We start from the raw sequence: 18,844 nt of genomic DNA, 5'->3' as shown, positions 1-18,844 counted from the left end.
GGTGCTGGACGGGCGGGCGGTCCCGGGTCCATCCTGCCGGGTGGTCAGGCGACAGCGGTCTCGTACGCCGGGGCCGCCGCCAGGTCGGCGCGTCGCTGCTGGACGGTGAACCAGCTGACGGCGGCGACGATGACGACCAGGAACACCCCGCTGGTGACGTTCGCCCCGAGCCCGAGGCCGCCGTCGGCGGGCGCCTGGGTGAGGTAGTCACCGATGGAGGCGCCGAAGGGCCGGGTCAGGATGTAGGCCGCCCAGAAGGCCAGCACGGCGTCCAGACCGCCCTTGACGTGGGCCAGGGTGACCAGCGCGATCAGGAGGCCGAACAGTCCGGCGGAGGGCAGGTAGCCCAGTGCCAGCCGCTCGCCGACCAGGTCGCCCGCGGAGGTGCCCAGGGCGAAGGTCAGCAGGATCGCCGACCAGTAGAACGCCTCGCGGCGGCTGGTCAGGATGGTGTGGATGGACAGGGTGCGCTCGACCCGGAACCACGCGGCGAAGACCATGGCCAGTGCGACGCTGAAGACGGACGTGGTGGTCCAGAGGCTGACCCCCAGGTTGTCGACCAGGTTGTCGGTGATGAGGGTGCCCATGACGCTGATCAGCACCACCACCGTCCAGTAGGTCGCGGGGACGTAGCGACGCGCCCGGAGCTGGAGGGCCAGGGCCGCGACCGTGAGGCCGGCCATCAGCAGCGACGTCCCGGTGAGTCCCAGGCCGACGTTGGAGGCAAGGAAGTCCGCAGCGGTCTCACCGACCGTCGTGGACAGGATCTTCACCACCCAGAAGAGCAGGAAGACCTCGGGGACCTTGTTGAGCAGGACGACGGGCGTGGATGCCGGGCGGGTCGCGGGCATCGGGTCTGGTGTGGTCATGGGCAGAGCGTGGTGCGCCGTTCCTGCCATCCACCTGACTGCGATCACACGCGGGGGAGCCGGACCGTGACCCGGGTCGGACCGGCGGCCCGGGTGACCTCGACGTCGCCTCCGCACGACCGGGCCACGCGACGGGCCAGCGCCAGCCCGAGGCCGCCCCCGGACCCGCCGCCCGTGGTGGTCCCCGGCTCGAAGATCCTCTCGGGATCGCCGAGGATGCCGGGTCCGTCGTCCTCGACGACCAGCGCGATGTCCGGCGCGGTGGCGCCGTCGACCCGCACCCGCACCGCTGTGGTCGCGAAGCGGACCGCGTTGGCCAGGACGGGCGCCAGGGCTCGCACCGCGAGGGCGTGTGGCGCCCCCACGCGCAGGTCCGGCACCTCGACCTCGACCGCGACGTCGGCGGGGGTGCTCCGCACCACCTCGTCCACGACGTCGACGAGCGAGGCGACCGCGGAGTCGGCCACCGTGCGCTCCGTGCGTGCGAGCTCCAGCAGGGTCGCGATGGTGTGCGTCATCCGGTGCGCAGCCGCGGAGATCTCCTCCAGGTGCTCCCGTGCCGGCTCGGTGAGGTCCTCGCCCAGGAGCGCGAGGTCGGCGGTGCCCTGGATGGTCGTGAGGGGGGTGCGCAGCTCGTGGGCGAGCTCGGAGGTGAGGCGCTGCTCGGACCGGATGGCGGCAGTGACCCGGTCCAGCAGGTTGTCCAGCGTCCCGGCCAGGGCGGTCAGCTCGTTGGTGGGCGGTCCGAGGTCGAAGCGACGCAGGAGGTCGTGCTCGCTCCACTCGGTGGCGGTGCCGGCCAGCACCGCCACCGGTCGCAGCGCCCGGGTCGCGACCCAGGCAGCGAGAGCGCCGGCGGCGGCCGTGGCGAGTCCCCCCGTGACCAGGCTGACCAGCAGGGCGTAGAACTCGGCCTCCTCGTAGGGGGTGAGGACCTCGTCGACGACCACGACGCCCGTCGTGCCGGCGGTCGTGGTGAAGGGGCGCGCGAGGACCCGACGGTCGTCACCGAGGTCGCGCAACCTGGTCTCGCCGGTGCGGCTCAGCTCGGCGTACGCCTCGGCCTGCCCGGCGGGGGCCTGCCCAGCCACGAGGGCGCCGTCGGCGTCGTAGACCACGACGCCCCGGTCCAGCTCGGCGTCGGGCACGGTGAGCGGGTCCTCGGGGGAGCCGGAGGTCGTCGAGCCGGCCACGGCGTCGGCGCGGTCCTCGAGCACGCGGTCGACGTCCCGGCTGGTCTGGGCAGCGAGGAGGAGCTGGACCAGGACGGTCAGGACCACCATGGCGAAGGCCGTCACGCAGACGGTGAGGACGACGATCTGGCGCCGGAAGGAGCCGGTGGGGACCGGTGGGTTCACGAGAGCCGGAACCCGACGCCGCGGACGGTCTCGATGGTCACGGGGGCGTCGATGGAGGCGAGCTTGACCCGGATCCGCCGGATGAAGGAGTCGATGGTGTTCTCGCTGACGAACGAGCCGTCCGGCCAGGCCGCCGCCACCACCGCCCGGCGCCGGACCACCTCCCCGGGGCGCGAGGTGATCGCGGCGAGCATCCGGTACTCCGTGGGGGTCAGCTGCGCGCCGCCTCCCGCGCAGCGCACCTCGTGACGGGCCGGGTCGAGCTCGATCCCGCCGGGCGGCGCAGCGGCCGGCCGGCCGCGCCGACCGAGGGCGTCGACGCGCAGCAGCAGCTCCTGGACGTCGAACGGCTTGGTGACGTAGTCGTCCCCGCCGGCGTGGAAACCGGCGATCCGCTCGTGGACCGCGCCGAAGGCCGTCAGGAAGAGCACCGGCGCCGCCTGCCCGGCGGAGCGGAGCGCCTGCACCACGTCGCGACCGTCGGAGTCGGGGAGCCCGACGTCCATCACGATCACGTCGACGCCGCTGTCCGGGCCGAGCAGCCGGGTGGCCTCGCCGCCGTCGTGCGCCCGCCGGACCTCGTGCCCGGCGGACTCGAGCGCGCGCGCGACCAGGCGCCGGATCGCCGGGTCGTCCTCACACAGTCCGATCAGCATGGTCTCGGGTCAGTCCCTTCGCTGGGTCCAGCGTGCCACCACCATGCCCAGTCAGGTTCTCGGCAGGTCGAGCGGGCCACGGTGGAGGCACAGATCCCGAGGCACCACGAGGAGTGGTTCCACATGACCACCGTCACGAAGACCCCGAGCACCCCACCCGCGCTCCGGCGCCGGAGGCGCACCGTCGGCGAGCGGCAGCTCGTCGCCGCGGTCGCCGTCGGAGCGGTCGCCGTCCTCGCCCTGTGGTGGCACGACACGACGATCCTCGCCGGTCCGGGGGAGTGGGTGAGCGCCGCCGGCCGGATCACCGGGCTGCTCGGCGGGTACGCCGTCGCGGTGGCCCTGCTGCTGATGTGCCGGGCGCCGTGGCTCGACCACGGCCTCGGCACCGACCGCCTGGCCCGGTGGCACGCGATGACGGGCCGCTACCTCCTCGGCCTCCTGAGCGCCCACGCCGTCCTGATCACCTGGGGCTACTCGCTGGCCTCGGGCTCGGGACTCGTGGCCCAGGTCCGGCTGCTGCTGGTCGCCGTCCCGGACGTGCTCCTGGCCGTGATCGGCTACGGCCTCCTGGTGCTCGTCGGGGTGCTCTCGGCGAGGCAGGTCCGGAGGAGGGTCGGCTACGAGACCTGGTACCTCGTCCACCTGCTCACCTACGTCGCCATCGGGCTGAGCTTCCTGCACGTCCTGAGCGCCGGCGCGGACTTCCGGACGGGCTGGGCCGAGGCTGCCTGGATCACGCTGTACGCCGTCGTCGCGGCCCTGCTGGTCTGGTACCGCTGGCTGAACCCGGTCCGCAACGCGCTGCGGCACCGCCCCCGGGTCGCGGCCGTCACGTCCGAGGCCCCCGGGGTGGTGTCGGTCGTGGTCGCCGGACGGGACCTGGACCGGCTCGGGGCCGAGGCCGGCCAGTTCCTCCGGTGGCGGTTCCTGACCCCGACCGGGTGGTGGCAGTCGCACCCGTTCTCGCTGTCCGCCGCCCCGACCGACTCCGAGCTGCGGATCACCGTGAAGGCGCTGGGCACGCACAGCGCCGGGCTGCGCGGTCTCGTCCCGGGGACCCGGGCCCTGATGGAGGGGCCCTACGGCGCCCTCACGGTCGCGCGGCGCCGCAACCCCGGCGTCCTGCTGCTCGCCGGTGGGATCGGCATCACGCCCCTGCGGGCGCTGCTCGAGCAGCACCACGACCAGGGCGCGGAGGCGGGACCCGCCACGCTCGTCTACCGGGCCCGGAGCATCGAGGACCTGGTGCACCGTCAGGAGATCGACCGCCTCGCCCAGGCAGCCCACATCGACGTCCACTACGGGGTGGGCCCCTCCGGCGGCAGCGACGACGTCCTCGTCGGGGAGCGGCTGCGCGAGGTCGTCCCGGACCTCGGGGACCGCGACGTCTACCTGTGCGGCCCCGGCCCGTTCATGGAGGCGGCCACCGCCAGCCTCCGGCGCTGCGGCGTACCGGCACGACACGTCCACGCCGAACACTTCGAGCTCTGAGGAGGACCCGATGTCCCACCCGGTGACCAGCCCCCCCGTCAGGATCGCCGCCTCCGTCCTGGGCGTGCTGCTGCTGATCGGCCTCAAGACCCTCACCTCCGACCAGACCGCCCTCGGACCGGCGGTGGACCTCGTGGCCAGCGACCACGGGACCGTCGACGGCCCGCTCGTGAGCACCCGGTACGGCCCGGTGCAGGTGCGCGTGACGGTCCAGGGCGGGGTGCTGACCGACGTGGTGTCGCTGCGGCTGCCGACCGGCGGCCGGTCCGGCCAGATCGCCGACTACTCGGCCCCGGTGCTGCGCCGCGAGGCCCTGGCGGCCCAGGGCACCGGCGTCGACGCGGTGTCGGGTGCGACGTACACGAGCCAGGGGTACGCCGACTCCCTCCAAGGTGCCCTCGACCAGATCGCGGCCGGCGACCCGAGCTCCTCGGCATGAGTGCCGTGCTCGACGACGAGATCCGGGGGAGCCGGCGGATCGTCTCGGTGATGGGCACGGTCTTCAGCGTCGACGTGCGCGACCTGGCCCTGGACTCCGAGGCCGTGGACCGGGTGGTCGGCTGGTGGCGGTGGGTGGACGCGACCTTCAGCACCTACCGGTCCGACAGCCAGGTCGTCGAGCTGGGCGACGGTCGGCGTGGCCTGGAGGACTGTGCGGTGGAGGTCCGCGACGTCCTGGCCCTGTGCCGCGACGCCACCGAGGCCAGCGACGGCTACTTCACCGCGGAGCCCGGCGGACGCCTGGACCCCACCGGGCTGGTGAAGGGCTGGAGCGTCGAGGTCGCCAGCCGGATGCTCCACGGCGCGGGCTCGCGGGTCCACTGCATCGCCGCCGGCGGCGACCTGCGCAGCAGCGGCTCCCCGGCGCCGGGGAGGCCGTGGCGCCTGGGCGTGGTCGACCCGTTCGACCGCACCCGCGTGGCGGCCGTGGTGGTCGGGCACGACCTCGCCGTCGCCACCTCCGGCACCGCCGAGCGGGGGCCGCACATCGTCGACCCCGTCCGTCGTCGGCCCGCCACCGAGCTCGCCTCGGTGACCCTCGTCGGCGCCGATCTCACCCACGTCGATGCGATGGCGACCGCGGTGTTCGCGATGGGGGAGCGGTGCCGGACCTGGCTCGCACGAAGGCCCGACCTCGGCGCCCTCGTGGTGGGCGCCGACGGCCGGGCCTGGGTGCAGCAGCCGTGCGCGGGAGCACGGATCGAGGTCTGCTAGCCGTGCCGCATCAGGCCGGCTGGACCACGTCGAGGACCTCGAGCACCTGGGCGGCGCTCTGGGCGGCCTCGAGTCGGGCCACCTGGTCGGCATCCACGAAGACCTCGGCGATGCGGCGCAGCAGCGTCAGGTGGTCGTCGCCGGCCCCGGCGATCCCGATCACGAACCGGGCCGGCTTGCCGTTCCAGTCGAGCGGGTCGGTGTAGCGCACGAAGCTGATCGCCGAGCGCCGGATGGACGGCTTGGCCTCGTTCGTGCCGTGCGGGATGGCCAGACCGTTGCCCATGTACGTCGACACCGAGGTCTCGCGGTCGAGCATCGCCGCGACGTAGCTCGCGTCCACCGCACCCGCCGAGACCAGGAGGTCGCCGGCGCGCGTGATGGCGTCGTCGCGCGACTCGGCGAGGGCGTCGAGGACGATCGACTCGCGGGCCAGCAGCCCCGTCGGGGGGCCCGGCTCGGCCGCTGCCGCGCTGGGGGCCGCCGCCGGATCCGCGTTGGTGCGGGCGAGCAGCTCGACGATCTCGTCGTAGCGCGGACTGGACATGAAGTCGTCCACCGACACGTGCAGTGCCGAGCCGGTCTGCTGGCGGGCGCGGTCGGTGAGGTCCTGGTGGGTGACGACGAGGTCGTAGGTGTCGGTGAGGTTGGAGATCGCCTGGTTGACCACGGTGACGTCGGTGAAGCCTGCGGAGTGCACCTTCTTGCGCAGCACCGAGGCGCCCATCGCCGAGGACCCCATGCCGGCGTCGCAGGCGAAGACGATCGACCGGATGGCGCCCTGGTGGTCGGCCGTCCCGCGTCCGCCGTCGAGCAGCGCACCCGAGACCGACGACGACTTGCCCTTCATCGCCTCCATGCTCGCGGTGGCCGCGACCAGCTGGTCCTCGGGGTCGTCGCTGCGGTCGGTCTTGAGGAGCAGGGCCGCCACCACGAACGTGGCCGCCGCTCCGCCGATGACGGAGAGGGTGACGCCGATGAAGCTGTTGCTGGGTGTCTGGGCGTAGACCGCGATGATCGATCCCGGGGCCGCCGGTGCGCGCAGACCCGAGTTGAAGATGACGTTGATGAAGATCTGCGTCATGCCACCCGCGATCATCGCCAGGATCAGCTTGGGCTTCATCAGCACGAACGGGAAGTAGATCTCGTGGATGCCGCCGAAGAAGTGGATGATCGCGGCGCCGGGCGCGGACGCCTTGGCCAGGCCCTTGCCGAACATCGAGTAGGCCAGCAGCAGGCCCAGGCCCGCGCCCGGGTTGGCCTCGAGCAGGAACAGCACGGACTTGCCGTTCTCCAGCGCCTCGGTGGAGCCCAGCGGGGTCAGGACGCCGTGGTTGAGGGCGTTGTTGAGGAAGAGCACCTTGGCCGGCTCGATGATGATCGAGGTGAACGGCAGCAGGTTGTTCGTGACCAGGACGTCGATGCCGTCCTCGAGGCGGTTGGCGATCCACGTGACGATCGGGCTCATCACGAAGAAGCCGAAGGTCGCCAGGACAGCGCCCCAGATGCCGGCCGCGAAGTTGTTGACCAGCATCTCGAAGCCGGGCTTGATCTTGGTGTCCCACAGGGCGTCGATGTGGCGCATGGACCAACCACCCAGCGGGCCCATGATCATGGCCCCCATGAACATGGGGATGTCCGTGCCGGCGATGACGCCCATGGTGGCGATGGCGCCCACCACCCCGCCTCGCATCGGGCTGGCGGCGTACATCATCTTGCCGCCGGTGTAGCCGATGAGCAGGGGCAGGAGGTAGGTGATCATCGGGCCGACGATGCCGCCGTCGGCGAAGTCGCCCCAGCCGCCGATCTCCGCCACCCAGCTGTCGGGGGCCAGTCCGCCGGAGCCGCCCCGGTTGAGCCACCCCTTCTCGATGAAGAGGGCGGTGATGAGTCCCCAGGCGATGAATGCGCCGATGTTGGGCATCACCATGTTCGAGAGGAACGTCCCGACCTTCTGGACCTGGACCCGGGCTCCTCCGGGAGTCGCCTGTGTGGTTGCCATGGCACCTTCCTTGCTGTCCTGCCCGGTGAGCACCGGGGGTGGTGAAGCTCGACGATCTGTGACCGGGATCACGGATCTGTGAATATCTTTGTATCGCGCCGAAATGGACAAAGTCAAGGGTCTTTCCAACATAATCAAGCCTAAAACCACAGATACGTGGTAATGTCCGGTGCGTCAGCCGTCGAGGCAGCGCCAGAGATCGGCAGCCGGCAGCACCACCGCTCGGCCCGCTCGGTCGAGTCACTGTGACGACGTGAAGGACGTGACGATGAAGGCTCTCCGGTTCTATGCCCCTGAGGACGTGCGCCTCGAAGACGTGCCCGAGCCCGAGTGCGGGCCCGGCGAGGTCAAGCTGCGGGTGCGCAACTGCTCGACGTGCGGGACGGACGTGAAGATCTTCCACAACGGCCACCAGAACCTGACGCCGCCGCGCACGATCGGGCACGAGATCGCCGGTGAGGTGGTCGAGGTCGGTGCCGACGTGAACTCGACGTACGCCAGCACCTGGGCGGTCGGTGACCGTGCGCAGGTGATCGCGGCGGTGCCGTGCGGGGACTGCCACGAGTGCCACAAGGGCTGGATGGCGGTCTGCCAGAACCAGACCTCGGTCGGCTACCAGTACGACGGCGGCTTCGCGGAGTACATGATCGTGCCCCAGCAGGTGCTGAAGGTCGACGGTCTCAACCGCATCCCCGACAACGTCGGCTTCGACGAGGCCTCCGCCGCCGAGCCCTTCGCCTGTGCGATCAACGCCCAGGAGCTGCTCGGCATCGAGGAGGGTGACACCGTCGTCGTCTTCGGCGCGGGCCCCATCGGCTGCATGCACATCCGCATCGCCCGCGGCGTGCACAAGGTCGGTCCGGTCTACCTCGTCGACGTCAACGCCGAGCGCCTGCAGATGTCGGCGGACGCCGTCGGCCCCGACGAGACGATCAACGCCGCCGAGGTCGACGTCGTCGAGCGCGTCATGGAGCTGACGGGCGGTCGAGGCGCCGACGTGGTCATCACCGCCACCGCCGCCAACGTCACCCAGGAGCAGGCCATCGCGATGGCCGCGCGCAACGGTCGGATCTCGTTCTTCGGGGGGCTGCCCAAGACCGACCCGACGATCACCGTCGACTCCAACGTCGTGCACTACCGCCAGCTGCACATCCACGGCGCCAACGGCTCGGCGCCCGAGCACAACAAGCGGGCCCTGGAGTACATCTCCACCGGGCAGGTGCCGGTCAAGGACCTGATCACCGAGCACATCCCGCTGGAGCGGGTCCTCGAGGCGTTCTCGATCGTCAAGGAGGGCAAGGCGATCAAGGTGACCGTCGAGCCCTGATCCTCGTACGTCGACGCCCGGGCCCCCTGTCGGAGGCCCGGGCGTTCGTCGTCTCAGCCCAGCAGCTCGAGCACGGCGGCGCGTCCGCTCGCCGGGTCGGTCGCCGCCAGCGCCGCCTCTGCTGCGTCCTCGCACTGCTCGGACGTCACCGCTGCCAGTCGGGCGCCGACCGGGGGTGCGGCGGCTGCGGCCATGGAGAGCGACGTGATGCCCATGCCGACCAGGACGCACGCCAGCAGCGGGTCCGCGGCCGCCTCCCCGCAGACGCCGACCGGCTTCCCGGCCCGCCGTCCGGCCTCGGCCGTGATGGCGATCAGCTGCAGCACGGCGGGCTGCCAGGCATCGGTGAGGTGGGCGAGCTGGGAGGCCATGCGGTCGGCGGCCATCGTGTACTGCGTCAGGTCGTTGGTGCCGATGGAGAGGAAGTCGACCTCCTCGAGCATCCGGTGGGCGAGGAGGGCCGCGCTGGGCACCTCGACCATGACGCCCGCCTTCATGCCGCGCGCGCGGACCTTGGCGCCGAAGTCGGCTGCCTCGGCGACGGTGGCCACCATCGGAGCCATCACCCAGGTCTCCGTGCCGGTCGCGGTGGCAGCCATCGCGACCGCGTCGAGCTGACGGTCCATCAGTCCGGGGTTGCCGAAGGACAGGCGCAGCCCGCGCACACCCAGGGCGGGATTCTCCTCGCCCGGCAGGGTCGCGAACGCGACCGGCTTGTCCGAGCCGGCATCGAGGGTGCGCACCACGACGTGCTGCCCGGCGCCGAAGGCCCCGAGGACGCGCTCGTAGATGCCCGCCTGCTCCTCGACGCTCGGCTCGGCGGTCTGGTTGAGGAAGCACAGCTCGGTGCGGAAGAGGCCGACGCCCTCGACCGGCCCCTGCGCCGCCAGCGCGGCGGACGGGGCGTCGGCCACGTTCGCGAGGATCTTGACCGCGAGTCCGTCGGCGGTCCTGCCCGGGCCGGTCCAGGCGTCGTGCGCGGCGCGGTCCCTGGCTGCGGCAGTGACCTGCTGCCGGGCCCACCCGGGGTCCGGCTCGACCTGGACGGAGCCTCTCGCCCCGTCGACCAGCACCACTGTCCCGGGCGCGATCTCGAGGACGTCCTCGACGCCGACCACGCACGGGATGGCGAGCTGACGGGCGATGATCGCCGTGTGGCTGGTCGGGCCGCCGCGCTCGGTCACCAGGGCCAGGACGAGCGCGGGGTCGAGGCCGGCGGTGTCGGCCGGGGCCAGGTCCTCGGCCACGAGGATCGAGGGTGCGGGGAGCGTGGGCAGGCCGGGCTCCGGCTCGCCCACGAGTCGCGCCACCAGACGACGTTCGATGTCGAGCAGGTCGGTGACCCGCTCGGCCATCAGGCCCCCGAGCTGGGTGAACACGGCGACGAACTGCTCCACCGCGCCGTGCACCGACGCCAGCAGGTCGTCCCCGTCCCGCAGGTTCTTGCGGACGGCGCCGCGCAGCCCGCGGTCGCTGGCGAGGCCGGCGCTGGCCGTCATCACCTCGGCGACGTGCCCGGTCGCGCGCTCGGCCTTCGCGGCGTACCCGGCCGCCACGGCGGCCGCGGCGTCGTCGTAGGCGGCGAGCGCCGCGTCGGGGTCCGCGAAGCCCCCGGTCCCGAAGGCGGCGACCGCGGTGCTCGAGACTTCGCCCCGGGCCACCACCACGGGGCCGTACCCGACCCCGGGCACCACGGGGGTGCCCGTCAGGGAGGGGGTCTGCTGGGGCTGGGGTGCACTCGTCGACGTGGCCACCCTCACACGGTAGCCCGCTTCGACCTTGACAAGCAACACAATCGGGCATAGAACAACATGCACAAAGACTGAAAGAGAGCGTCTCCATGTATGCAGAAGAGCGACAGCAGGCCATGGTGCGACTGGTGGAGCAGGAGCGTCGGCTCTCCGTGGTCGCGCTGGCCGAAGCGTATGCCGTGACGACCGAGACGGTGCGCCGCGACCTGTCCCAGCTCGAGCGGCTCGGGTTGGTCCGCCGGGTGCACGGCGGGGCGGTGCCGGCAGGGTCCTTGAGCACCATCGAGTCCGAGCTCAGCGAACGGGCCGCGATCAACACCGACCTCAAGGACGCCATCGCCCGGGCGGCCCTGAGCCAGCTGCCGCCGGACGGCTCGACGCTGCTCATCGACGCCGGCAGCACGACGGCCCGCCTGGCCTCGATGATCCCGCACGTGAGCCGGCTGACGGTCTTCACCCATGCCGTGCCCGTGGCGGGCCGGCTCGTGAACCACCCCCAGGTCGAGCTCCACCTCCTGCCGGGCCGGGTGCGGGCCACCACCCAGGCCGCGGTGGGTGCCGAGTGCGTCGCGGCCCTCGACCGGGTGCGGGCCGACACCGTGTTCCTCGGCACCAACGCACTCAGCCGGGACCACGGTCTGTCCACGCCCGACAGCGACGAGGCGGCGACGAAGAGCGCCCTGGTCGCCTCGGCCCGACGGGTGGTCGTGCTGGCGGACTCGAGCAAGTTCGACAAGGAGTCGGCGATCCGCTTCGCCACCCTGGACGACGTCGACTGCCTGGTCACCGACGCCGGCATCACCGCTGACTACCGCGACGAGCTGGAGTCGCTCGGCATCGAGGTGATCGTCGCATGAGCACGCCAGGTGCTCGGTCCTGCATCGTCACGCTCACCCCCAACCCCAGCATCGACCGCACCGGGACGCTCGCCGGTCCGCTCGAGCGGGGTGCGGTGCACCGGCTCGAGTCGGTCACCTCGCAGGCCGGCGGGAAGGGCGTCAACATCTCCCGTGCCTGTCTCGCGGCGGACGTCGACACCGTCGCGGTCCTGCCGGCCGGACCCGACGACCCCTTCGTGCACCTGCTGTCCTCGGCCGGGATCCCCTACAGCCTGGTGCCTGGCCCCGGGGCCGTGCGGGTCAACCTCGCCCTCACCGAGCCGGACGGGACGACCACCAAGCTCAACAGCCCCGGCCCCCCGGTCACGGGCACCTGCCTGGACGCGCTGGCCGACACGCTGGGCGACCTGGCCGAGCGGGCGGACTGGATGGTCCTCGCCGGATCGCTGCCCCCGGGGGCGCCGCTCGGGTGGTACGCCGACCTCGTCGCCATGCTGCGGGAGCGCACCAAGATCGCCGTCGACACCAGCGACGCACCGCTGCAGGCCCTGGTCGACCAGCTCGAGACAGCTGCGCCACACGTGATGAAGCCCAACGGCGAGGAGCTCGCGTCGTTGACCGGCGCGGACCCGGAGGACCTCGAGTCCGACCCCGCGGCCGCTGCCCAGGCAGCGCAGCGGCTCCTCGACCGGGGCGTCGAGACCGTGCTGGCCACGCTGGGCGGCCAGGGCGCCGTCCTGGTCACCGAGGGGGGTGCCTGGCACGCCGCTGCGCCCGAGATCGAGGTCGTCAGCACCGTCGGTGCGGGCGACTCCAGCCTGTTCGGCTACCTGCTCGGGGCCCTGCACGACCTGGAACCGGCGGCCCGGCTCGCGCTCGCCGTCGCCTACGGCAGCGCTGCCGCCGGTCTGCCCGGCACCACCATCCCCCGACGTAGCCACGTGCACCCGGACCGCGTCGTCGTACGCCGGCTCCCGCACCTGGTGCACCCCGCGTAGGTCCTGAACACACCGCCCGACCCGAAGGAGCAGCACATGCCCACCACCACCGTCACGGTCGGCTCGACCGTCGGCCTGCACGCCCGCCCGGCCGCGATCATCGCCGAGGCCGCAGGAGACCTCGACTCCGAGGTCCTCATCGGACTGCCCGGCAGCGAGGGCGTGGACGCAGGGTCGTCGCTCCTCATCATGACGCTGGGAGCCGGGCACGGAGATGCGGTCGAGGTGAGCGGCGACGTCGAGGCCGACGTCGCCGTGATCGCCGCCCTGGTGGCGCAGGACCTGGACGCCGACTGAGCCCGCCGGCTCACAGGTCGGCGTACCCCTCGCGGTAGGTGGGGTACTCCGGCACCCAGCCGGTCGCCCGGAGCCGGAGGTTGGAGATGCGCTTGCCGTGCGCCCGCGCGCGCTCGCCCACGGGCGGAGGGTCCACGCCCAGCTGCTCGGCGATCTCGGCCGCAACGTCGCCCATCAGCGCCGGCTCGTCGTCGTTGCCGAGGTAGACCGGCTCAGGGTCCGCCGCCCGGGTGAGCAGGTGCACGACCGCGGCCGCGGCGTCGTCGCGGTGGATCCGGTTGGTCCAGCGGTCGGGATCGCCCACGTCGCCGGCCCGGACGCGGTCGACCAGCCGTGCCCGGTCGCCGCCGTACAGGCCCGAGCAGCGCAGCACGGTGCCACCGGGCAGCCGGGAGGCGAAGAGCCGCTCGGCCTCCACCAGCACCCGCGCGGGGCCGTCCTTCGGTGACGGCGGGTGGCTCTCGTCGACCAGGGCGTCGTCGGGCTCCTCGCCGTGCACGCCGGTCGAGGAGACCAGCACCGCTCGGACCGGCTGCTGGCCGGCAGCCTCGACGGCGTCGAGGGCGCGCCGCATGCCGTCGACGTACGTCGCCCGGTAGGCGTCCTCGCTGCGGGGTCGCGCGGTCAGGGCGACGACGAGGTAGCGCAGAGCGAGGTCGGGCAGCCGCGGGACGTCCTGGGTCAGGTCGACGGAGAGACCCCGCAGGGGCGGCGGCACGCGATCCGCATGTCGCCGCAGGCCGAGGACGCAGTGTCCCCGCTCGGCCAGTCGGAGTCCGATGCGGGACCCGAGGTCACCGCAGCCGATCAAGAGCACGTCGGGGTCCACGCACCCGAGACTAGGACATCGCAGACCCGTGTACTCGGGGCGCCGGGCGGTACTTCCCGGGGAGGCGTACTGTCGTATGACGGAGCTGTTCAGGCTCCCTCCCAAAGGATGCGCCATGAGCGACAAGTCCCCCCGTCAGAAGATGACGAAGAAGGCCGGCAAGTCCATCAAGGAGAAGCGGGCCGCCAAGCGCGGCGACGCCGCAGTGGGCGCCGTGGCCGACAAGATCAACCCCTCGAAGGGCAAGTGACGGGCGGTCGGTCCACCTCGGCACCCCTGACGCTGGGTGTCATCGCCTCGTCGGCGAAGGAGAACGAGCACCGGTTGCCGCTGCACCCGGACCACCTCGCGCTCCTCGACGCGGACCTCGGTGCCCGGATCACCCTCGAGCACGGGTACGGCCGGCGATTCGGCGCCACCGCCGCGTCCCTGGCTCCGTGGGTGGCCGGGTTCGCGAGCCGCGAGGAGATCCTGGCGACCTCGGACGTCGTGCTGCTGCCCAAGCCGCAGCTCGAGGACGTGGCCGCGCTCAGCGCCGGCCAGGTCCTGTGGGGCTGGCCGCACTGCGTCCAGGACACCGAGATGACCCAGCTGGCGATCGATCGCGGGCTGACCCTGATGGCCTTCGAGGCGATGAACCACTGGACCCGTGAGGGCCGGTTCGGGCTGCACGTCTTCCACAAGAACAACGAGATCGCCGGCTACGCCTCGGTGCTGCACGCCCTCGAGATCGCCGGGCTGACCGGTCACTACGGGCGCCGGCTCAGTGCGGTGGTGATCGGGTTCGGCGCGACGGCACGCGGAGCCGTCACGGCCCTCAACGCGCTCGGCGTGCACGAGGTCGCCGTGCTCACCAACCGGGAGGTCGCGGCCGTCGGTTCACCGATCCACTCGGTGCGGATCCGGCAGATGCACCACGATCCCGACGGCAAGCGGCTGACGCACGTGATCACCGAACGCGGGCGCGAGCCGTTGGCGGCCTACCTGGCCGAGAACGACATCGTCGTCAACTGCACCCTGCAGGACACCGCCGACCCGCTGACCTACCTCCAGACCGAGGACCTGACGGCCTTCCGGCCCGGCAGCGTCATCGTGGACGTCTCGTGCGACCTCGGCATGGGCTTCAGCTGGGCCCGGCCCACGACCTTCGACGAGCCGTCCTTCCGGGTCGGTCCCGACGTGGTCTACTACGCGGTCGACCACAGCCCGTCGTACCTGTGGAGCTCGGCGACCTGGGAGAACAGCAACGCGCTGATGCCCTTCCTGCGACCGGTCCTCGAGGGGTCGGCGGCATGGGACGCCAACGAGACCCTGAGCAAGGCGATCGAGATCCGCGACGGGCGGGTCGTCAACCCGGCGATCCTGGCCTTCCAGGGCCGCCGCAGCGACCCGCCGTACGCCGTGGCCTGAGGCGGCCCGGGCCGGGCTCGGGCCGGGCTCGGGCCGGCCTCAGCCCAGCCGCAGCAGCTGGACCACGCGACGGGCGGCCTCGCCGCCCTCGCTCTCGGCGACGTCGAGGGCGGTGCGCACGTCGAGGCCGTCGAGCAGGGGAGCGGTGGCCGCCGCGACCGCGGCCGGGGTGGCCCCGCCGCGTCCCGCGGCGGCGTACAGGCGTTCGAGGCGGGCCTCGGCGCCGTGCAGGTCGGCGGTCTCGAAGCTCCACGGCTCGCGGTGGTCGCGGTCGACGATGAGGGTGCGCAGCGCGGCCGGGGTGCAGGTGTGCAGCACGTCGTCGACCAGGACGAGGTTGCCGGTGGACTTCGCCATCTTCTCGCCGTCGAGGCGGACCTCGCCGACGTGCAGCAGGGAGCGCGCGAAGGGGGTCACGCCGGTCAGGGCCTCGACCATCGCGGCCTGGTAGGCGTGGTGGGGGAAGACCAGGTCGTCGCCACCGACGAGCACGTCGACGGAGGACCCCTGCACGTTCAGCGCCATCGCGGCGCACTCCGCGTGCCAGCCCGGGCGTCCCCAGCCCCACGGGCTCGGCCAGGCCGGGTGCTCCTCGGTGGAGGGGCGCCACACCGCCACGTCGAACGGGTGGTCCTTGTCGGCGCTGTCCGGCTCGTCGCCGAACGCTGTCGAGAGCGCGCGGGCCCGCTCGGGGTCGAGTCCGGCCTGCCCGACCACGTGTGCACCGCGGAACCACACGGTCCGGTCGCGCTCGTAGGCCGCGCCCGCGTCGAGCAGGCCCTGCGCGAGCTGCTGCACCGCGTCGACGTGGTGGCGGGCGCGCGGGCACGCGGCCGGGGTCGCGACCCGCAGGGCGCGCATGCTCTGGTCGAAGACGGCCTCCTGCGCCAGCGCGAACTCGTCGTAGTAGCGCCCGCGCTCGCGTGCCGCCGTGGTCAGCACGTCGTCGACGTCGGTGATGTTGCGGCAGGCGTGCACGTCGACCCCGGTCGACTGCAGCACCGAGGTGAGCACGTCGGCCCACACGAAGGTCGCGGCGTGGCCGAGGTGGGTGACGTCGTAGGGCGTGATCCCGCAGGTGTAGACCCGGGCGGTGCCGACCACGGGGAGCGCGCGGCCGTCGAGGCGCAGCGAGACCGGGGCCGGCGGGGTCTTGCCGGTGCGCTGGGTGGGGTCGGCGGTGCCGGAGCTCATCGACGTCGGGGTCATGCCTCATCCTCGCACCAGGGTCTGCACCGGCCGTCGAGGCCTTCGACACGGGCGGGTCGGGACCTAGGTCCCTGACGTCGGGTCGCTGAGGTGACCAGTGTGGAGCGCATGACCACGACGCGATCACCTGCAGCCGGCGCCGTCGCCGACACCCCCGCGCCGCCCGGTGCCCCCGGGCACGCCGAGGAGCTCGACGAGATCATGGACCTCAGCGAGTCGCTGCGGGACGAGGGCGCCGAGCTCGACGACCTGCCCCGCGCGGCGGGAGAGCCGGCCTGGCGGCAGGGCTACCCCTACGAGGAGAAGATGGGGCGCCGCGAGTACGAGCGGACCAAGCGCAAGCTCCAGATCGAGCTGCTGAAGCTGCAGGCGCACGTGAAGGACTCGGGTCTCAAGGTCGCCGTGCTGTTCGAGGGCCGGGACGCGGCCGGCAAGGGGGGAGCCATCAAGCGGTTCAGCGAGCACCTCAACCCCCGCGGCGCGCGCGTGGTGGCGCTGGGGGTCCCCTCGGAGCGCGAGCGCAGCGAGTGGTACTTCCAGCGCTACGTGCCGCACCTGCCGAGCGGCGGTGAGATCGTGATGTTCGACCGGTCCTGGTACAACCGGGCCGGCGTGGAGCGCGTGATGGGCTACTGCACGCCGACCGAGTACCTCAACTTCATGCGGGAGACCCCCGAGCTGGAGCGGATGCTCGTGCGCTCGGGCCTGCACCTGGTCAAGCTGTGGTTCTCGGTCTCCAAGGACGAGCAGCTCGCGCGCTTCGAGGCCCGCGGCCAGGACCCGGTCAAGCAGTGGAAGCTCTCGCCGACCGACCTCGCGAGCCTCGACAAGTGGGAGGCCTACACGAGCGCGAAGCAGGCGATGTTCTTCCACACCCACACCGGCGACGCACCGTGGACGGTGGTCAAGTCCAACGACAAGAAGCGGGCCCGGCTCGAGGCGATGCGGGTGCTGCTGGCGCAGTTCGACTACCCGTCGAAGGACCACGACCTCGTGGGCGAGCCCGACCCGCTGCTCGTGGGCTCACCGCGGGACGTCACCGAGGCCGACGAGAGCCCCGGCCGGCACTTCCCCAACCCGGTGAAGCCCTGGGCCTGACCGCGCCGCGGCTCACTCCTCGGTGGGCAGGTCGAACCTGAACCGGGCCCCCCGCCCGGGCGCGGTGTCGACGCCGAGGGAGCCGCCGTGCGCCTGCACCAGCGAGCTCGCGATCGCCAGGCCCAGGCCGGTGCCGCCGTCGCTGCGGTTGCGGGACTCGTCGGCGCGGTAGAAGCGCTCGAAGACCCGCTCCGCCTCGGCGGCGCCCATGCCCGGGCCCTCGTCGGCCACCCCCACCTCGACCCACGGTGGTGCGTCGCCGGCGCCGCGGCGGGTGCCGACCGAGACCGTGACCCGGGTGCCTGCGGGTGTGTGCCGCAGAGCGTTGCCGAGCAGGTTGTCGAGCACCTGGCGCAGCCGGGGAGCGTCGCCGACGACCACGGGCAGAGCGTCGAGCGCGCCGACCTCGAGGACCACCGGCCGGTCGGGGGCCACGGCGCGGGCGCTCTCCACCGCCTCGGTGGTCAGCGCCAGCAGGTCCACCGGCTCGCGGGCCAGGGGTCGCTGCTGGTCCAGCCGTGCGAGGAGCAGGAGGTCCTCGACGAGCAGGCCCATCCTGGCCGCCTCGCCCTCGATGCGCGCGACCAGGCGGCGTACGCCGTCGTCGTCGCTGACCGCACCTTGGCGGTAGAGCTCGGCGAAGCCGCGGATCGTCGTCAGCGGGGTGCGCAGCTCGTGGCTGGCGTCGGCGACGAAGCGGCGCATCCGCTCCTCGGAGCTGCGCGCGGCCAGCTCGCCGGCCTCCCGCTCGGCGAACGCCGACTCGATCTGGGCCAGCATCACGTTCAGGGCGGCCGCCAGCTGGCCGACCTCGGAACGGGAGTCGGCGTGCGGCACCCGTTCGCTCAGGTCACCCGCGGCGATCGCGGCGGCGGTGCGCTCCACGTCCTGCAGCGGCCGGAGGCTGCCGCGCACCAGCAGGTAGCCGACGGCGCCGAGCACCGCGACCGTCACGCCGCCGATGACCAGCAGCAGCAGCACCAGGCGGTCCAGGATGCTCTGCACGTCGCCGAGGCTCTGCGCGACCATCAGCGTGCCGACGGTGCCGTCGTCGAGGGTGACCGGCACCGCCCGGACGCGCCACTGCCCGTCGCCGCCCACCGCCGCGACCGTGAACGAGCGCGACGCCCCACCGTCATCGGGCAGGTCGGGCAGGTCGGGCAGCGGCTCGTCGTCGACCAGGTTGCTGGTCGGGCCGAGCACGAGCCCGCCGTCGGCGTCGACGACCTGCACGACGAAGGCGCTGGGCAGCGGGCCTCGGCTCTCGGGAGCCTCCGCCCCGCCGCGCCGCCCGGGTCGTACGAGAGCGCCGGTGCCGTCGGCGACGAGGGGGGCGGCACCTCGGAGCTGGTCGTCGACCCGGTCGAGCAGGTAGCCGCGCAGCGCCGCATGGGTGGCGACGCCCGACCCCACCAGCGCCAGCGTCACCACCAGCAGGAGGGTCGCCACCAGCGCCCGGCGCAGTGGCACCCGGCGAGCCAGGGCGCGCACC

18 protein-coding genes are annotated in these 18,844 nt (G+C 72.7%); 10 read left to right on the top strand and 8 right to left on the bottom strand.

Annotated features, from left to right (window positions below; all coding sequences use genetic code 11):
* Positions 1 to 44: 44 nt before the first annotated feature.
* The 3 genes from I601_RS20155 to I601_RS20145 are packed head-to-tail and all read right to left on the bottom strand — an operon-like array spanning position 45 to position 2,883.
* Positions 45 to 869 (bottom strand): COG4705 family protein, encoded by an 825-nt coding sequence (locus tag I601_RS20155; RefSeq protein ID WP_068113790.1) that lies wholly within the window; start codon positions 867 to 869, stop codon positions 45 to 47.
* 44 nt (positions 870 to 913) lie between these two features.
* Complete coding sequence (locus I601_RS20150) at positions 914 to 2,227, bottom strand: sensor histidine kinase (RefSeq protein ID WP_068113787.1); 1,314 nt, start codon at positions 2,225 to 2,227, stop codon at positions 914 to 916.
* On the bottom strand, positions 2,224 to 2,883 hold the full coding sequence (locus tag I601_RS20145) for a response regulator transcription factor (RefSeq protein WP_068113784.1): 660 nt from the start codon (positions 2,881 to 2,883) through the stop codon (positions 2,224 to 2,226). Before I601_RS20145 ends, I601_RS20150 begins: the two co-directional genes overlap by 4 nt.
* A gap of 123 nt (positions 2,884 to 3,006) precedes the next feature.
* Here I601_RS20145 and I601_RS20140 point away from each other — a divergent pair, with 123 nt between their 5' ends.
* Genes I601_RS20140 through I601_RS20130 form a run of 3 tightly spaced genes read left to right on the top strand, consistent with a single transcriptional unit; the run spans position 3,007 to position 5,592 of the window.
* On the top strand, positions 3,007 to 4,377 hold the full coding sequence (locus I601_RS20140; RefSeq protein ID WP_068115413.1) for a ferredoxin reductase family protein: 1,371 nt from the start codon (positions 3,007 to 3,009) through the stop codon (positions 4,375 to 4,377).
* Between the two features lie 10 nt (positions 4,378 to 4,387).
* Positions 4,388 to 4,816, top strand: a complete 429-nt coding sequence (locus I601_RS20135; protein ID WP_068113781.1) for an FMN-binding protein — start codon at positions 4,388 to 4,390, stop codon at positions 4,814 to 4,816.
* Positions 4,813 to 5,592, top strand: coding sequence for an FAD:protein FMN transferase (locus I601_RS20130; RefSeq protein WP_218917716.1), 780 nt, complete (start codon positions 4,813 to 4,815; stop codon positions 5,590 to 5,592). The genes I601_RS20135 and I601_RS20130 overlap by 4 nt, the downstream gene beginning before the upstream one ends.
* Positions 5,593 to 5,602: 10 nt before the next feature.
* Here the strand turns inward: I601_RS20130 and I601_RS20125 are convergent, their stop codons facing one another.
* Positions 5,603 to 7,594, bottom strand: a complete 1,992-nt coding sequence (locus I601_RS20125) for a PTS mannitol transporter subunit IICBA (protein ID WP_068115411.1) — start codon at positions 7,592 to 7,594, stop codon at positions 5,603 to 5,605.
* Between the two features lie 268 nt (positions 7,595 to 7,862).
* On the opposite strand from I601_RS20125, the gene I601_RS20120 reads away from it, so the two are divergent.
* The gene (locus tag I601_RS20120; protein ID WP_068113778.1) at positions 7,863 to 8,921 is read left to right on the top strand and encodes a zinc-dependent dehydrogenase; all 1,059 of its coding nucleotides are present in this window, start codon (positions 7,863 to 7,865) and stop codon (positions 8,919 to 8,921) included.
* Between the two features lie 53 nt (positions 8,922 to 8,974).
* Here the strand turns inward: I601_RS20120 and ptsP are convergent, their stop codons facing one another.
* Complete coding sequence (gene ptsP / locus I601_RS20115) at positions 8,975 to 10,675, bottom strand: phosphoenolpyruvate--protein phosphotransferase (protein WP_084527894.1); 1,701 nt, start codon at positions 10,673 to 10,675, stop codon at positions 8,975 to 8,977.
* An 86-nt stretch (positions 10,676 to 10,761) separates the two neighbouring features.
* Here ptsP and I601_RS20110 point away from each other — a divergent pair, with 86 nt between their 5' ends.
* The 3 genes from I601_RS20110 to I601_RS20100 are packed head-to-tail and all read left to right on the top strand — an operon-like array spanning position 10,762 to position 12,806.
* The gene (locus I601_RS20110) at positions 10,762 to 11,529 is read left to right on the top strand and encodes a DeoR/GlpR family DNA-binding transcription regulator (protein WP_068113776.1); all 768 of its coding nucleotides are present in this window, start codon (positions 10,762 to 10,764) and stop codon (positions 11,527 to 11,529) included.
* Positions 11,526 to 12,509 (top strand): 1-phosphofructokinase family hexose kinase, encoded by a 984-nt coding sequence (locus I601_RS20105; protein ID WP_068113773.1) that lies wholly within the window; start codon positions 11,526 to 11,528, stop codon positions 12,507 to 12,509. The genes I601_RS20110 and I601_RS20105 overlap by 4 nt, the downstream gene beginning before the upstream one ends.
* Before the next feature lie 36 nt (positions 12,510 to 12,545).
* On the top strand, positions 12,546 to 12,806 hold the full coding sequence (locus I601_RS20100; protein WP_068113771.1) for an HPr family phosphocarrier protein: 261 nt from the start codon (positions 12,546 to 12,548) through the stop codon (positions 12,804 to 12,806).
* Between the two features lie 10 nt (positions 12,807 to 12,816).
* Here the strand turns inward: I601_RS20100 and I601_RS20095 are convergent, their stop codons facing one another.
* Positions 12,817 to 13,524, bottom strand: coding sequence for a Rossmann-fold NAD(P)-binding domain-containing protein (locus I601_RS20095; protein WP_237089493.1), 708 nt, complete (start codon positions 13,522 to 13,524; stop codon positions 12,817 to 12,819).
* A 226-nt stretch (positions 13,525 to 13,750) separates the two neighbouring features.
* Here I601_RS20095 and I601_RS21870 point away from each other — a divergent pair, with 226 nt between their 5' ends.
* Positions 13,751 to 13,885 carry a hypothetical protein gene (locus I601_RS21870; RefSeq protein WP_257734179.1) on the top strand — a complete coding sequence of 45 codons (135 nt, stop codon included), beginning with the start codon at positions 13,751 to 13,753 and terminating at the stop codon, positions 13,883 to 13,885.
* Positions 13,882 to 15,045, top strand: coding sequence for a N(5)-(carboxyethyl)ornithine synthase (locus I601_RS20090; RefSeq protein WP_068113767.1), 1,164 nt, complete (start codon positions 13,882 to 13,884; stop codon positions 15,043 to 15,045). The genes I601_RS21870 and I601_RS20090 overlap by 4 nt, the downstream gene beginning before the upstream one ends.
* Before the next feature lie 39 nt (positions 15,046 to 15,084).
* On the opposite strand, the gene I601_RS20085 is transcribed toward I601_RS20090, so the two are convergent.
* Complete coding sequence (locus I601_RS20085; protein WP_084527892.1) at positions 15,085 to 16,254, bottom strand: cysteine--tRNA ligase; 1,170 nt, start codon at positions 16,252 to 16,254, stop codon at positions 15,085 to 15,087.
* Between the two features lie 108 nt (positions 16,255 to 16,362).
* On the opposite strand from I601_RS20085, the gene ppk2 reads away from it, so the two are divergent.
* Positions 16,363 to 17,352, top strand: coding sequence for a polyphosphate kinase 2 (gene ppk2, locus I601_RS20080; RefSeq protein WP_068115397.1), 990 nt, complete (start codon positions 16,363 to 16,365; stop codon positions 17,350 to 17,352).
* Between the two features lie 12 nt (positions 17,353 to 17,364).
* On the opposite strand, the gene I601_RS20075 is transcribed toward ppk2, so the two are convergent.
* Complete coding sequence (locus I601_RS20075) at positions 17,365 to 18,843, bottom strand: sensor histidine kinase (RefSeq protein ID WP_068113764.1); 1,479 nt, start codon at positions 18,841 to 18,843, stop codon at positions 17,365 to 17,367.
* Position 18,844: the final 1 nt, after the last annotated feature.

It is taken from the genome of Nocardioides dokdonensis FR1436 (assembly GCF_001653335.1).
Lineage (GTDB): Bacteria > Actinomycetota > Actinomycetes > Propionibacteriales > Nocardioidaceae > Nocardioides > Nocardioides dokdonensis.
Note: the sequence above shows the minus strand (reverse complement) of the source record. Positions and strands in the feature narration are given on the sequence as shown.